At 72.5% G+C, this 16,533-nt stretch carries 5 protein-coding genes; all 5 read right to left on the bottom strand.

What is annotated here, in order from left to right; all coding sequences use genetic code 11:
• Position 1: 1 nt before the first annotated feature.
• The 5 genes from A5681_RS24040 to A5681_RS24020 all read right to left on the bottom strand — a co-directional run bounded on the left by A5681_RS24040 (position 2) and on the right by A5681_RS24020 (position 16,531).
• Positions 2 to 6,328, bottom strand: coding sequence for a type I polyketide synthase (locus A5681_RS24040; protein WP_067281660.1), 6,327 nt, complete (start codon positions 6,326 to 6,328; stop codon positions 2 to 4).
• 7 nt (positions 6,329 to 6,335) lie between these two features.
• The gene (locus A5681_RS24035; RefSeq protein ID WP_067281658.1) at positions 6,336 to 12,695 is read right to left on the bottom strand and encodes a type I polyketide synthase; all 6,360 of its coding nucleotides are present in this window, start codon (positions 12,693 to 12,695) and stop codon (positions 6,336 to 6,338) included.
• 41 nt (positions 12,696 to 12,736) lie between these two features.
• The gene (locus A5681_RS24030) at positions 12,737 to 13,798 is read right to left on the bottom strand and encodes a type III polyketide synthase (RefSeq protein WP_067281645.1); all 1,062 of its coding nucleotides are present in this window, start codon (positions 13,796 to 13,798) and stop codon (positions 12,737 to 12,739) included.
• A gap of 109 nt (positions 13,799 to 13,907) precedes the next feature.
• The gene (gene argH, locus A5681_RS24025) at positions 13,908 to 15,326 is read right to left on the bottom strand and encodes an argininosuccinate lyase (RefSeq protein WP_067281629.1); all 1,419 of its coding nucleotides are present in this window, start codon (positions 15,324 to 15,326) and stop codon (positions 13,908 to 13,910) included.
• Positions 15,323 to 16,531, bottom strand: a complete 1,209-nt coding sequence (locus tag A5681_RS24020; protein ID WP_067281621.1) for an argininosuccinate synthase — start codon at positions 16,529 to 16,531, stop codon at positions 15,323 to 15,325. Before A5681_RS24020 ends, argH begins: the two co-directional genes overlap by 4 nt.
• Between the last annotated feature and the right edge of the window lie 2 nt (positions 16,532 to 16,533).

Raw genomic sequence — 16,533 nt, 5'->3', positions numbered from 1 at the left:
GCTAAGGTCCGATCTCTTCGTCGAGGATGGCGAAGAGATGGCTCTCGGTGGCGGTGGCGATGTCGTCGTCGAACAGGTCGTCGGGCTGCTCGGGGTACGCGGCGTCCGTCGGACCGGTCAGGGTGCGCAACAGGGCTTCCAGCCGGGTGACGAGCTGCGCCTTGTCGCCCGGGCTCCAGCCGGATTGGCCGAGCAGCGCCTGCAACTCGCGCGCCACGTCGTTGAAACGGGCCATCCGGTCGGGCGGCTCAGCGGTCGTGCCGGTCGCCAGCTGGCCGTCGAGATGCTCGGCCAGGGCCGCCGGCGTCGGGTGGTCGAAGATGACCGTCGGCGAAAGTGTCAGGCCGGTCGCGATTTTGAGCCGGTTGCGCAGCTCCACCGCCGTCAGCGAATCGAACCCGAGGTCTCCGAAGGCCTGGTCGGCGCTGACGTCCGCGGTAGTGTGCCCCAACACCGTGGCGGCGTTGCCGCACACCAGCTCGACCAGCTCGCGCCGCCGCTGCTCGGGGGCCAGGCCCTCCAGCCGTGCCCGCAGGCCGGTCAACGACACCATGTCGGTGGGGTCGAGGACCCGCCGGACGCGGCGAGTGGCCAACTGGCTCAACAGCGGTGGCAGCGCGGCGGCGCCGTGCGCGAGCGCGGCCGTATCGAGTCGGGTGGCCACGACGACGGGCGGCTCGGTCAGCAGCGCGGCGTCGAGCATGTCGAGCGCCTGCCGGGTGGACAGCGGGGCCAGCCCGGCGCGGCTCATTCGGGCCTTGTCGCGATCGCCGAGGTGCCGGGTCATGGCCGAGGCCTCTTCCCACATCCCCCACGCGATCGACAGGGCGGGCAGGCGGTGGGCGTGGCGGTACGCCGCCAGGGCGTCGAGGAAGCTGTTGGCCGCCGCGTAGTTGCCCTGGCCGGGGGCGCCGACGATGCCCGCCATCGACGAGAACACCACGAACGCCGACAGATCCAGGTCCCGGGTCAGCTCGTGCAGGTGCCACGCCCCGTCGACCTTGGACCGCAGCACCGTGTCGATGCGCTCCGGAGTCAGGGACGCGATCACCGCGTCGTCGAGCACCCCCGCGGCGTGAAACACCCCGCGCAGGGGGTAGCGCTGCGGCACCTGCGCCAGCAGCCCCGCCACCGCTTCGCGGTCACCGACGTCGCAGGCCACCACCGACACCTCGGCGCCCGCCTCGCGCAGCTCCGCGACCAGCCCGGACATCCCGTCCGCGCGCTCGCCGCTGCGGCTGACCAGCATGACGTGCGGCACCCGGTGGTGGCCGACCAGGTGGCGGGCCACGGCCGAACCCGCCATGCCGGTTCCGCCGGTGATCAGCGCGGTGCCACCGGCCAGCCCGGCCGGCCCGTCGGGCATGGTGAGCACCACTTTGCCGATGTGGCGGGCCTGGCTGACGAACCGGTAAGCCTCTGCGGCGCAACGCACATCGAAGGCCTTGACGGGCAACGGCTGCAACGCTCCGGCCGCGAACAATCGCATCAGTTCGTCCGTCATGTCCGCGATGCGGTCGGGCCCGGCCTCCATCAGATCGAACGCACGGTAATAGATCTCCGGATGTGCCGCCGGGTCGCGCAGGTCGGTCTTGCCCATCTCGATGAAGCGCCCGCCGGGGCCCAGCAGTCGCAGCGACGCGTCGGTGAACTCGCCGGCCAGCGAGTTCAGCACGACGTCCATGCCGGCGCCGCCGGTGGCGGTGCGGAACTGGTCCTCGAAGTCCAGCGATCGCGAGTCCGCGATGTGCTCGTCGTCAAGGCCCATGGCGCGCAGGGTGTCCCATTTGCCGTGGCTGGCGGTCGCGAACACCTCGGCACCCCAGTGCCGGGCCAGCTGCACGGCCGCCATGCCGACCCCGCCGGCGCCGGCGTGCACCAGCACCCGCTCGCCGGCGCGCAGGCCGGCCAAGACCGACAACCCGTAATACGCCGTCAGGAACACCACCGGCACGCCCGCCGCCCGCGCCAACGACCAGCCCGGCGGCACCCGGGTCACCAGCCGGCGATCGACGACCGCCTCCGACCCGGTCAGGCCCAATATGCCCATGACCGCGTCACCCACGGCCAAATCCGTGACACCGGGACCGATCTCGGTCACCAGCCCGGCGCCCTCGGCGCCCAGCTGCGCGGCGCCCGGATACATGCCCAGCGCCACCAGCACATCGCGGAAGTTCACCCCGGCCGCGGCGACCGCCACCCGCACCTGGCCGGCGGCAAGCTGCGCCGGCGGACCGGATTGCACCGCCAAGTCCTCCAGCGTCCCGGCGTCGCCGGCGGCGAGCCGCCACACCGACGGCGGCTCGGGCAACGGCAACAGCGGGTGTGGCTTGAGCGGCCGCAGCCGTGCGCCGTAGGCGACGCCCGCCCGCACCACCAATTGCGGCTCGCCGCAGGAGATTACGGAACCGAGATCGAGCGAACCGTCGGAATCGACCAGCACGGCCCGGCCCGGCTGCTCGGCCTGCGCCGACCGCATCAGCCCCCACACCGCGGCACCGGCCAGGTCCGAGAGCTCCTCGCCGGGCAGCGCGACCGCGCCGCGGGTCAGCACCACCAGCGGCCCGGCGCCCTCAACCCTGGACTGCAGCACGCCCAACGCCTGATGGGCCGCGGCGTAGACCGATCCGAGGACCCCGTCGCCGTTCGACGCCGGCTGCCACACCTCGGGAGCGGGGCCGCCGGCGCTGTCCAACGTGACCGGCGACCACACCGCCTCCAGGAGTTCGCCGCCGCCGGAGCGGGCCGCCGCGGCCGCCGACAGCTGGGCGGCCGAGACCGGGCGCGTCACCAGTTCCCGCACCGACAGCACCGGCAAGCCCGACGAATCGGCCAGTTCCACCGACACGGCGCCCTCGCCCACCGGCGCCAGCCGCACCCGGACCCGTGACGCGCCGGCCGCGTACAGGCACACCCCCTGCCAGGAGAACGGCAAGACGGTGTCGGCATCTTCGTCGGCAACGCCCAGGGCGTGCAGCGCCGCGTCCAGCACCACCGGATGGATCCCGAAGCCGCCCACCGTCACACCGGCCTGATGCGGCGCCTCGACCTCGGCGAAAATCTCGGTCCCCCGCCGCCACACCTTCCGCAGGCCGCGGAAGGCCGGGCCGTACCCGTAGCCGCGCGCCGCCAAATCGTCGTAGGCGCCGGTCACGTCGACCGCCGTGGCGCCGACGGGGGGCCACACCGACAGGTCGGTGTCCGGCGTGGGCGCGCCTTCGCCGACCACGCCCTGGGCGTGCAGGGTCCATTCGGAACCGACTTGCGAATAGACCGCTGCAGCACGGGATCCGGTCTCGTCGGCGGCGTCCACCACCACCTGCACCCGCACCGCTCCGGCCGGCAGGGGCAACGGGGCCGACAGCGTCAACTCCTCGATCACCGGGCAGCCGACCTCGTCGCCGGCCCGCAGCATCAGCTCGACGAACCCCGCACCGGGGAACAGCACCATCTGAGTCACGGCGTGATCGGCCAGCCACGGCTGTGCCGCCGTCGACAGCCGGCCCGTCAACACCACACCGCCCGAGTCGGGCCGCTCCACCACCGCGCCCAGCAGGGCATGCTCGGCGCCTGTCAACCCCAAGCCGGCGGTGTCGCGGCCGCCCACCGCCTCCGACGACAGCCAAAACCTGCGCCGCTGAAAGGCATACGTCGGCAGGTCGACGCGGTGGGCGCTCAGCCCGGCGAACACCGCGGCCCAGTCCACCGCCACGCCGGAGACGAACAGCTCCCCGGCCGCCGCCAGCAGCGAATCGATTTCCGGACGGTCCTTGGCCATCGACACCGCCGCGACGGCCGGCGCCGCCGCCAGGGACTGCTCCGCCGCGGCCAGCAATGCGGCGCCCGGACCCACCTCCACGAAGGCGCCGACGCCCAGCGATTCGGCCGCCCGCACGCCGTCGGCGAACCGCACCGGCCGGCGCACGTGCTCGACCCAGTAATCCGCGGACAAGTATCCGGGGCCCGCCAATTGCCCAGTCACGTTGGACACCAGATCGATTCGCGGCGCGCCGGGCGACACCCCGGCCAGCACCGCGGAGAACTCCTCGATCATGGGCTCCATCAACGGTGAGTGGAAGGCGTGCGAGACGGCGAGCTGCCGCACCCGCCGGCCGCAGTCCGCCAGCCGATCCGCCACCGTGGTCACCGCAGTCCGCTCGCCGGAAAGCACCACCGCGTCGGGGCCGTTGACCGCCGCGAGGCTCACGCCGCCGTTCAGCAGCGGCGCGACCTCGGCCTCGGTGGCGCTCACCGCCACCATCACCCCGCCGTCCGGCAGCGCCGCCATCAACCGTCCACGGGCCACCACCAGCCGCGCCGCGTCCGGCAACGACAGCACCCCGGCCACACAGGCCGCCGCGATCTCCCCCACCGAGTGGCCGATCACCACATCGGGGATCACCCCCCACGACCGCCACAGCGCCGCCAGGGCGACCTCGAGCACGAACAACGCCGGCTGGGCGAACTCCGTGCTCTCCAACAGGTCCGGGTCGCCGCCCCACATCACGTCGCGCAGCGGCAACCGCGCGTGGTCATCCACCGCCGCCAGCGCCTCGTCGAGGGCCTGTGCGAACGCCGGGAAGCGTTGATAGAGTTCGCGTCCCATACCCAGCCGCTGCGAGCCCTGGCCGGGAAACACGAACACGCGCTTACCGAGCGAGCGAGAACGCCCGACCGCGACACCCGGGCCGGGCGCCCCGGACGCCACCCCGGCCAGCCCCGCCGCCAACGCGTCCCGATCGCCACCCATCAGCACGGCGCGGTGCTCCAGGACCGCCCGGGTGGTGGCCAGCGACCAGCCGACATCCACGGCACGCAAAGCGGGCTCGGCGTCCAGGAATGCCGCCAGCCGCCCCGCCTGCGCGGCCAACGCCTCGGCCGACCGGGCCGACACCACCCACGGGATCGCCGTGTCAGGTTTATCGCCCTGCGCCGCAACGGTTTCCGGCTCGGCGGGCGGCTCTTCGACGATGACGTGGGCGTTGGTCCCGCTGATCCCGAACGACGACACCCCCGCGCGGCGCTGCCCGTCCCGCGCCGGCCATGGCTGCGGGTCGGTCAGCACCGACACCGCGCCCGCCGACCAATCCACGTGCGGCGACGGCACATCCACGTGCAGCGTCTTGGGCATCACCCCGTGCCGCATCGCCTGCACCATCTTGATGACCCCGGCCACGCCCGCGGCGGCCGACGTGTGACCGATGTTCGATTTGATCGATCCCAGCCACAGCGGCCGCTCCGCCGGCCGGTCCTGCCCGTAGGTCGCCAGCAGGGCCTGGGCCTCGATCGGATCGCCCAAAACCGTTCCGGTGCCGTGGCCTTCGACGATGTCGACGTCCGCCGCGGTCAACCCGGCGTCGGCCAGGGCCGCCCGGATCACCCGCTGCTGCGACGGCCCGTTCGGCGCGGTCAGCCCGTTGGAGGCGCCGTCCTGGTTCACCGCCGAACCGCGCAGCACCGCGACCACCGGATGCCCCAGCCGCCGCGCGTCGGCCAGCCGCTCCAGCACCAGGACGCCCGCCCCTTCCGACCATGACGTGCCGTCCGCGGCGCCGGCGTACACCTTGCACCGGCCGTCGGGCGCCAGCGCCCGCTGCCGGCTGAACTCCACGAAGGCCGCGGGGGTGGCCATCACCGTCACGCCGCCGGCCAGCGCCAGGTCGCACTCCCCGGAGCGCAGCGACTGCGCCGCCAGGTGCATGGCCACCAACGACGACGAACACGCCGTATCGATCGACACCGCGGGGCCTTCCAGCCCCAGCACGTAGGACACCCGGCCCGAGGTCACGCTCAGGGTGGAACCGGTCAGCCCGTAGCCCTCCAGCTCACCCTTCACCTCGCCGCCGTAGCCCGCGTGGATGACGCCGGCGAACACACCGGTCGCCGAGCCCCGCAACGCCAGCGGGTCAATCCCGGCCCGCTCCAACGCTTCCCACGAAATCTCCAGCATCAGTCGCTGCTGGGGATCCATCGCCAGGGCCTCGCTGGGCCCCACCCCGAAGAATCCGGCGTCGAAGTCCGCCGCGTCGCGCAGGAAGCTGCCCTGGCGGGTGTACATCTTCCCCGCCGCGTCGGGATCGGGATCGTAGAGCCCCTCGACATCCCAGCCGCGATCCATCGGAAAGTCCGACACCGTGTCGCGGCCCTCGTTCACCAGCTCCCACAGGGTCTCCGGCGAATCGACCCCGCCGGCGTACCGGCACGCCATGCCCACCACCGCGATCGGTTCGGACAGCCGGCCTTCCAGCTCCGCCACGCGTCGCCGCGCCCGCCGGAGGTCCGCCGTCAGGCGCTTGAGGTAATCGACGTGCTGCGTGGTATCCGGCATCGCGGTCTCAGCGGCCGAGTTCTTCGTCGAGGATGGCAAAGAGTTCGCTTTCGGTGGCGGCATCGAGGTCGGCGTCGAGGCCCTCGGGGGTGAGGTGGTCGGCGGGGCCCAGGGCAGCGAGCAGATCGTGCAGGCGGGCCCGCAGCGCCGATTTGTCGGATGGGTCCCAATCAGGTCGGGTGAGCAGCGCCTGCAATTCGCGCGTGATGTCGGTGAAGCGGGCCAGCAGGTCGGGCTGGTCGTCGGCCGGACCGCCGGACAGGTGGCCGTCGAGGTGGTCGGCGAGGGCCGCGGGCGTGGGATAGTCGAAGATCAGCGTCGGCGAAAGGGTAAGGCCGGTGGCCGTTTTCAGCCGGTTGCGCAGTTCGACGGCGGTGAGCGAATCGAAGCCGAGGTCCCCGAACGCGCGGCCCGCGTCGATGTCGGCGGGGTTGGGCAGGCCCAGCACGGTCGCGGCGTTGGCTCGGACCAGGTCGATCAGCTCACGCTGGCGCGCCTCGGGCGAAAGGCCGTGCAGGCGCGCGGTGAGGCCGGTCAGCAGCGCCGTCGTGTCGACGTCGTCGACGACGCGGCGGGTGGTGCGGGCGGCCAGCTCGCTCAGCAGCGGTGGCAGCGCGGCGGCGTTGTCGGACAACGCGACCCGATCCAGGCGGGCGGCCATCAGCACCGGGATTTCGAGCAGCATGCCGGCGTCGAAGGATTCCAGCGCCTGCCGGGTGGACAGCGGCGCGATGCCGAGCCGGCTCATCCGGGCCTTGTCGCGCTCGCCGAGGTGCGCCGTCATCGCCGAGGCTTGCTCCCACAGACCCCACGCCAGCGACAGGCCCGCGAGCCCCCGCGCCCGCCGGTGGGCGATGAGGCCGTCGAGGAAGCTGTTGGCCGCCGCGTAATTGGCTTGGCCCGGGGTGCCGACGATCCCGGCCATCGACGAGAACACCACGAACGCCGACAGATCCAGCTCCCGGGTCAGCTCGTGCAGGTGCCACGCGCCGTCGACCTTGGCCCGCAGCACCGCGTCCACCCGATCCGGCGTCAGGGAGGCGATCAACCCGTCGTCGAGGACGCCGGCCGCGTGCACCACACCGCGCAGCGGATGCTGCGCCGGGATCCCCGCCAGCATCGCCGCGACCGCGTCGCGGTCCGCGACGTCACAGGCCACCACCGAGACGCCGGCGCCCGCCTCCTGCAACCGCTCCACCAACTCCGCGACCCCCGGGGCCTCGGCGCCGGCCCGGCTGGCCAGCACCACGTGGCCGACGCGATAGCGGTCGACGAGGTGGCGGGCCAGCGCCGAACCGGCCATGCCGGTGCCGCCGGTGACCACGACGGTGCCCCCGGCCAGGCCGCCGCAGCCACTGAGCACGGCGCCCGGCCCGGTCGGGATGGTCAGAGCCACCTTGCCGATGTGGCGGGCCTGGCTGACGAACCGGTACGCGGCCGAAGCGCAGCGAACGTCGAAAGTCTTGAGCGGCAACGGTTTCACGGCGCCGTCCCGCAGCAGTTCCACGATCTGGGCCAGCATCGCCGCGGTGCGGTCGGGTCCGGCCTCCAACAAGTCGAACGCCTGGTACCGCGCGCCTCGATGTTCTTCCGCGACGACGCGCGGATCGCGGACGTCGGTCTTGCCCATCTCGATGAACCGCCCGCCGGGGGCCAACAGCCGCAGCGACGCGTCGGTGAACTCGCCGGCCAGGGAGTTGAGCACCACGTCGACCCCGGCACCGCCGGTCACCGCCGCGAATTTCTCCTCGAAGTCCAGCGTCCGCGAATCACCGATGTGGTCGTCGTCGAATCCCATGGCGCGCAGAGTGTCCCACTTGCCGCGGCTCGCGGTCGCGAACACCTCCGCGCCCCAGTGCCGCGCCAGCTGGACCGCGGCCATGCCCACCCCGCCGGTGGCGGCGTGCACCAGCACCCGCTCGCCGCCGCGCAGCCCGGCCAGCACCGACAACCCATAGAGCGCGGTGAGGAACACCACCGGCACCCCCGCGGCCGTGACCAGCGACCAGCCCGGCGGCACGGGCGTGACCAGCCGCTGGTCCACCACCGCCTCGGAACCGACCACGCCGAGCAGCCCCATCACCGCATCGCCGACCGCCAGGCCCGTCACCCCGGGACCGACCTCGACGACCACGCCGGCGCCCTCGGCCCCCAACTGGCCGCCGCCCGGATACATGCCCAGGGCCACCAACACATCCCGGAAGTTCACACCGACCGCGGCCACCGCCACGCGCACCTGCCCGGTCTCCAGCTCCGCCCGCGGGCACGGGCCCACCACCAGGTCTTCCAGCGTTCCCCCGCTGCCCGCGTCCAGCCGCCAGCCCCCGGCCGGCAGCCGCAGCACCGATCCGCCGCGCGCCGGCCGCATCCGGGCCGCGTAGGCCGCGCCCGCGCGAATCACCAATTGCGTTTCGCCACAGCCGATTACGGCGCGCGCGTCCAGAGATCCGTCGGAGTCGATCAGCACCACCCGGCCCGGCTGCTCGGCCTGCGCCGAGCGCACCAGCCCCCACACCGCCGCACCGGCCAAGTCCGTGACATCCTCACCGGCGAGCGCTACCGCCCCGCGGGTCTGCACGGCCAGCGTCCCGGATTCCGGATCGGCCAACCACGACTGCAGTACGCCCAGCGCCTCGGTGGTGGCCGCGTGCACCGACCGGACCGGATCGGCGCCGTGCGCGCCCGGCTCCCACAGCGTGGCGTCGGAGTCGTTGCCGCTCAACGCTATCGGCGACCACGCGACCTCGAAGAGCCCCTCGGTGGGCGCGGCGGCCGCCGCCAGCTGCTCGGCCGAGACGGGGCGCATCGCCAGCGAGCGCACCGACAACACCGGCAACCCGGAGCCGTCGGACAATTCCACCGACACCGCCCCGGCACCCGACGGCGCTATCCGGACCCGCGCCCGCGAGGCGCCGGCCGCGTGCAGCGTCACCCCCTGCCAGGAGAACGGCAACAGGGTTTGGCCCTGCTCACCGGCGACGCCGATCGCGTGCAGCGCCGCGTCGAGCAACACCGGATGTATCCCGAAGCCGCCGTCCTGCGCGCCGGCGTCGTCCGGGACGGTGACCTCGGCGAAGAGCTCGTCCCCCCGCCGCCACATCGCGCGCAGGCCGCGGAAAGCCCGGCCGTAGGAGTAGCCGCGGCCCGCCAGCCGCGCGTAGGCGTCGGCCACGTCCACGGGCGTCGCCCCCGCCGGTGGCCACACCGTCAGGCCGGCGGGCGGCGCCGCCGCGGCCGGTCGCAGCGAGCCGTGCGCGTGCAGCACCCAATCCGATTGCGCGCCGGACGAATACACCGCCAGCTCGCGCTGCCCCGTCTCGGCGGGGGCCCCGACCACCACCTGCACCTGCACGCCGTCGGTCGCCGGCAGCACCAGCGGGGCCGACAACGTCAGCTCCTCGAGCGCCCCGCACCCGACCTCGTCGCCGGCGCGGATGGCCAGCTCCACGAACCCCGCGCCCGGGAACAACACCGCGCCGCCGACGGCGTGGTCGGCCAGCCACGGCTGGGCGGCGGTCGACAACCGGCCGGTCAACACCACCCCGCCGGAATCGGGCCGCTGGACCACCGCGCCCAGCAGCGCGTGCTGCGCGCCCGCCAGGCCCAGGGTGGCCACGTCGCCCGAACCGGTGGTGCCGCCCGGCAGCCAGAAGCGTTGCCGCGCAAAGCCGTACGTCGGCAGGTCCACGCGGCGACCGCCGAGGCCGGCGAGGGCGGCGCGCCAGTCCACCGGCACGCCCGCCACGTGGGCCTGGCCCGCCGACAGCCAGAATCGTTGCAGCGAACCGTCGTCGCGGCCCAGCGACGGAACCACCAACGCGTCGGCGCCGCAGTCGGTCACGGTGTCCTCGACGGCGGCCAGCAGCACCGGGTGCGGGCTGGATTCGACGAACACCCCGTACCCGGCGTCGCACGCGCTGCGCACCGCGCGTTCGAACTCGACCGTCTGCCGGATGCTGCGGTACCAGTAGTCGGCGTCCAGGCCGGCGGTGTCCAGCAGTTCGCCGGTCACGGTGGAGAACAACGCGACGGAGGACGACCGCGGCTCGATGCCGGCCAGCGCGTCGGCCAGCGCCGGGCGGATCACATCGACGTGGGCGGAATGGGAGGCGTAGTCCACGTCGATCCTGCGGGCGCGCACGCCGTCGGCCTCGCAGTGGATCATCAACTCGTCGAGGGCGCCCACCTCGCCGGACACCACCACCGCGGAAACACCGTTGACGGCAGCGACATTCAACCGTTCGCCCCACCCGGCGATCAATTCCCCGGCCCGGGCCAGGCCGCACGCCAGCGACACCATGCCGCCCGCGCCGGACAATCGCACCAGCAGCCGGCTGCGCAGCGCCACCACCCTGGCCGCGTCCTCGAGGGAAAGCGCGCCGGCCACGTACGCCGCCGCGATCTCGCCCTGGGAATGACCAATCACCGCGTCGGGGACGACGCCCACCGAGCGCCACAACTCGGCCAGCGACACCATCACCGCCCACAGCGCCGGCTGCACCACGTCCACCCGGTCCAACCCGGGCGCACCGGGCGCGCCGCGGATGACGTCGATCAACGACCAGTCGACGTGTTCGGCGAGCGCCTTCTCGCAGCGCTGCAGGTGTTCGGCGAACACCGGTGAGCTGTCCAGCAATTCGGCCCCCATGCCGGCCCACTGCGACCCCTGCCCGGGAAACACGAACACCGTCTTGCCGACCGGTCGCGCCCGGCCCACCGCCGCGCCCGCACCCGGCGCGCCGGCCGCCACATCGGCCAGCCCGGCGATCAGGCGCTCGCGGTCGGCGCCCACCACCACCGTCCGGTGCTCGAACAGCGACCGCGTCGAGACCAACGACCAGGCCACGTCCACCACCCGCACACCCGGGTCGTCGTTCAGCCGCGCCAGGAGCCGGGACGCCTGGTTCGCCAGCGCGTCGGCCGATCTTGCCGACAGCACCCACGGCGCGGGGGCGTCATCGCCCGCCGGCGTGGGGCTTTCCAGCGGCGGCTGCTCGACGATGACGTGCGCATTGGTGCCGCTGATCCCGAACGACGACACCCCCGCGCGGCGGGGCCGGTCCTGCGCCGGCCAGTCCCGCGCCTCGGTCAGCAGCGACACCGCCCCCGCCGACCAATCCACATGCGGGGTAGGCACATCCACGTGCAACGTCTTGGGCATCACGCCGTGGCGGATCGCCTGCACCATCTTGATCACCCCACCGGCGCCCGCCGCCGCCGAGGTGTGACCCATGTTCGACTTGATCGACCCCAGCCACAACGGCCGACCCGCCGGCCGGTCCTGCCCGTACGTCGCCAAAACCGCTTGCGCCTCAATCGGATCCCCGAGGGTGGTGCCAGTGCCGTGCCCCTCGACCAGGTCGACGTCCGCCGCCCGCAGGCGCGCGTCGGCCAGCGCGGCGCGGATCACCCGTTGCTGTGAAGGCCCGTTCGGCGTCGCCAGCCCGTTCGACGCGCCGTCCTGGTTCACCGCCGACCCGCGCAGCAGCGCCAGCACCGGATGACCCAGCCGCCGCGCGTCGGACAACCGTTCCAGCACAAGCACACCGACACCCTCGGAGAAACCGGTGCCGTCGGCCGCACCCGCGTACGCCTTGCACCGGCCGTCGGCGGCCAGCGCCCGCTGCCGGCTGAACTCGATGAACATCGCCGGGGTCGCCATCACCGTGACGCCGCCGGCCAGCGCCAGGTCGCACTCGCCGGCCCGCAACGACCGCGCAGCCAGGTGCATGGCCACCAACGACGACGAACACGCCGTGTCAACGGAAATGGCCGGCCCCTCCAGGCCCAGCTCGTAGGCCACCCGGCCCGATGCCACGCTCAACGTCGAACCGCGCAGCCCGTAGCGCTCCAGGTGGCCCGGCACCCTGCCCTGCCCGCCGTACGAGCCGTGGAAGATGCCGGCGAACACGCCCGTCGGCGAACCGCGCAAGGTGGCGGGGTCGATCCCGGCCCGCTCCAACGCTTCCCACGACACCTCGAGCAGCAGGCGTTGCTGCGGATCCATCGCCAGCGCCTCGCTGGGCGCGATGCCGAAGAACCCAGCGTCGAAGTCGGCCACGTCGGCCAGGAAGCCGCCGCACCGGGCATAGGACTTCCCCACCGCGTCGGGGTCGGAATCGAACAGGCCCGCCAGGTTCCAGCCGCGATCGGCCGGGAAATCCGAGACCACGTCGCGGCACTCGACCACCATCTGCCACAAGGCCTCCGGGGAATCCACGCCACCCGGATACCGGCAGCCCATCCCCACCACCGCCACGGGTTCGGTTGCCGCGGCGAGGTATTCGCGGGCCTCCCGCTTGAGCCGCTCGTTTTCCTTCAGCGAGGCGCGGAGGGCCTTGACGAGCTCCTCGGGGTCGCTGGTCATCGGACTAAATCTCTTAACGGCACAAGAAGCAACGCCTTAGGTCAGTGCCAGCGCAGCAACACGAGTTCGGAGCAGAATCCCGGACCCATCGCGATCATCAGGCCGGGGCTGCCGCTGGGTGGCGGCTTGGCCAGGGTGTCGCGCAGCACGTGCAGCACCGAGGCCGACGACAGATTGCCGATCTCACCCAGCGAACGCCAGGTCAGTTCCAGCGCGTCCGGCGGCAGGCTCAGGCTCGCGTTGATCGCGTCGATGATCTTCGGGCCGCCGGGGTGGCTGACCCAGGCGCCGATGTCGGTCGTCGTCAGCCCGTGCGCGCCGAGGAACCCGGAGACGTCCTGCTCGATGTGCTCCTCGACCACCTGGGCCAGGTCCTTAGCGAGGACGAGCTCGAATCCCGCGGCGCCGACGTCATAGCCCATCGTGCGCAGCGAATCGGGGTAGAGCGTGCTGCGCGAGTCCAGGATCGCGGGCCCGCGGGCGGCCACCTGTTCGGCGCGCCGCTCCCCGACGGCCACCACCGCGCCCGCCCCGTCCGCGAACAGCGCGCTGCCGACCATGCCCTGCAGCGTGGGCTTGTAACCCGGGTAGGTGAGCGAGCAGAGCTCCACCGAGATCAGCGCCCCGGCGGCATCCGGCGCGCCCCGCAGGTAATCGTTCAGCCGGGCCACGCCCGCGGCGCCGGCCACACAGCCGAGGCCGAACAGCGGCACCCGGCGCACGTCGTCGCGCAGCCCCAGCCGCCCCGCGATCCGGGCGTCCAGGGACGGCACCGCGAGGCCGGTGACCGTCGTCGTGATCAGCACGTCCAGGTCCTGCGGCCGCAGGCCCGCCTCGTCGAGCGCGCCCGCGAGGGCCTCAGCACCCAGGTCGACGGCGTTTTCGATGAAGATGCGGTTCGCCGCGCCGAAGTCGGTCAGGGCGGGATACCGCTCCAGCGGCAGCACCAGGTGGCGGCTGTTGACCTTGGCGCTGGTGTGCAGCTGCCGGACGATGTCTTCGTAGCCCTCGAATTCGGGGATGCTGACGAAAAAGTCGGTGAGCTCGCGTTGGGAATAGCGGTACGGCGGCAAGGCACCGAATACGCCAGCGACGACGCTCATTGGTCCCACCCCTTGGTGACGAAGATCAGGGCCGAATTGTTCACCCGGATCGCTTCCTGCGGGCAGTTTAATCGGCTGGCGACCACGCGGCACAGAAACGAAAGTCCTCTCATTGCCCACCGCCCAGCCGCGCTTTGAGCTGCTCACACTCGGCCAGGACGGCTTGGAGCTGCTCGGCGACCCGGACCGGGGCGGTCCCGCCGCGCCGGTCCCGCGAGGACACCGAGCCCTCGATCGTCAACACCTCACGCACCTCCGGCGTCAGCTCGGGGCTGATGGCGGCCAATTCGTCGTCGGTGAGCTCGTCCAGCCCGACGGCGCGCCCCTCGGCCGCGCGCACGGCGGCCCCGGCGGCCTCGTGCGCGGAGCGGAACGGCACGCCCCGGCGCACCAGCCATTCGGCGATGTCGGTGGCCAGCGTGTACCCGGCCGGGGCCAGCGCCGCCATCCGTTCGACGTCGAACGTCAGGCTGGCCACCAGGCCCGCCATCGCCGGCAGCACCAGCTCCAGCTGCGCCACCGAGTCGAACACCGGCTCCTTGTCCTCCTGCAGGTCACGGTTGTAGGCCAGCGGCTGCGCCTTCAGCGTCGCCAGCAGCCCGGCCAGGTTGCCGATCAGCCGTCCCGACTTGCCGCGGGCCAACTCGGCGATGTCGGGGTTCTTCTTCTGCGGCATGATCGAGCTGCCGGTGGACCACGAATCGTGCAGCCGGACGTAGCCGAACTCCGTCGAGCTCCACAGGATGATGTCCTCGGCCAGCCGCGACAGATCCACCCCGATCATCGCGAAGACGAACGCGGCCTCGGCGGCGAAATCGCGGGCCGCGGTCGCGTCGATGGAATTGTCCGCGGCCTGGACGAAACCCAACTTGGCGGCGATCGCGTCCGGGTCCAGCCCCAGCGACGAGCCGGCCAGCGCCCCCGACCCGTACGGCGACACCGCGGCGCGCTTGTCGAAGTCCACGATGCGGTCGACGTCGCGCAGCAGGGGGTGCGCGTGCGCGAGCAGGTGGTGGGCCAGCAGGACCGGCTGGGCGGACTGCAGGTGCGTCTTGCCCGGCATGATCGCCGTCGGGTGCTCGGCGGCCTGGGCGGCGAGCGCGGCCACCACCTGCAGCGCCCCGTCGGCGACCCGGCGCACCGCGTCGCGTAACCACATCCGGAACAGGGTGGCCACCTGGTCGTTGCGCGACCGCCCGGCCCGCAGCCGCCCGCCCAGGTCGGGGCCCACCCGGTCGATCAGCCCGCGCTCCAGCGCGGCGTGCACGTCCTCGTCGGTCACCAGCGGCGTGAAGCTGCCGTCGGCCACGTCCTCGGCGAGGCTGTCCAACCCGGCCAGCAGGCCGTCGCGCTGCTCTTCGGTGAGCAGCCCGGCGTGAAACAGGATCACGGTGTGGGCCCGCGAGGCGACGATGTCGTACGGCGCCAGCACCCAGTCGAAGTGAGTGGACTTGCTCAGTGCCGCCAGCGCGTCCGACGGGCCGTCGGCGAACCGGCCGCCCCACAGCGAGCCCTCCCGCGTGCTCACGCTTCGTCGGCCGCCAGGTCCCGGCGGGACGCGATCTTCGACGACAACCCGTGCACGTAGACGAAGCCCTTCGCGGCCGACTGGTCGAAGGAGTCGCCCTCGTCGTAGGTGGCCAGGTTGAAGTCGTAGAGCGACTGCGCGCTGCGCCGGCCGTTGACGGCGATGTGGCCGCCGTGCAACACCATTCGGATCTCGCCCGTGACGTGCTCCTGGGTCTTGTCGACGAAGGCTTCCAGCGCGGTCTTCAGCGGCGAGTACCACAGCCCGTCGTAGACCAGCTCGGCCCAGCGCTGGTCGGTGTGCCGCTTGAACCGGCCCAGTTCACGCTCCAGCGTGACGTGCTCGAGTTCGGTGTGCGCGGTGATGAGCACCATGGCGCCCGGCGCCTCGTAGATCTCGCGGCTCTTGATGCCCACCAGCCGGTCCTCCACGACGTCGAGGCGCCCGACGCCCTGCGCGCCCGCGCGTCGGTTGAGCTCCTCGATGGCCGCCAGGACCGACACCGCCGTGCCGTCGATGGACACCGGCACGCCGCGCTCGAACCCGACGATCACCTCATCGGGGGTGCTCCAGTTGATCGTGGGGTCTTCGGTGTAGGCGTAGATGTCCTTGGTGGGCGCGTTCCAAAGATGTTCCAGGAAGCCGGTTTCCACCGCGCGGCCCCAGACGTTCTGGTCGATCGAGAACGGCGAGCGCTTGGTCACGTTGATCGGGATGGCGTTCTCCTCGGCGAACGCGATCGCCTTCTCCCGGGTCCACGCGTAGTCGCGGACCGGCGCCAGCACCTCCAAATCCGGTGCCAGCGAAGCGAATCCGACCTCGAACCGGACCTGGTCGTTGCCCTTGCCGGTGCAGCCGTGCGCGACGATGGTGCCGCCGTGCTCGCGGGCGGCCGCCACCAGGTGCTTGGCGATCAGCGGCCGGCTGATGGCCGACACCAGCGGGTAGCGGTCCATGTAGAGCGCGTTGTTCAAGATCGTGGGCAGGCAGTAGCCCTCGGCGAACTCGTCGCGGGCGTCGACGACGACGGCCTCCACCGCGCCGCAGTCCAGGGCGCGCTGGCGGACGACCTCCATGTCCTCGCCACCCTGGCCGAGGTCGATCGCCACGGCCACCACCTCGCGGCCGGTCTCCTTGCCGATCCAGCTGATCGCGACCGACGTGTCCAGCCCGCCGGAATACGCCAGGATGACGCGATCTGACATGA

Origin of the sequence: Mycobacterium scrofulaceum, from assembly GCF_001667885.1 — a bacterium.
Classification (GTDB): domain Bacteria; phylum Actinomycetota; class Actinomycetes; order Mycobacteriales; family Mycobacteriaceae; genus Mycobacterium; species Mycobacterium scrofulaceum_C.
Note: the sequence above shows the minus strand (reverse complement) of the source record. Positions and strands in the feature narration are given on the sequence as shown.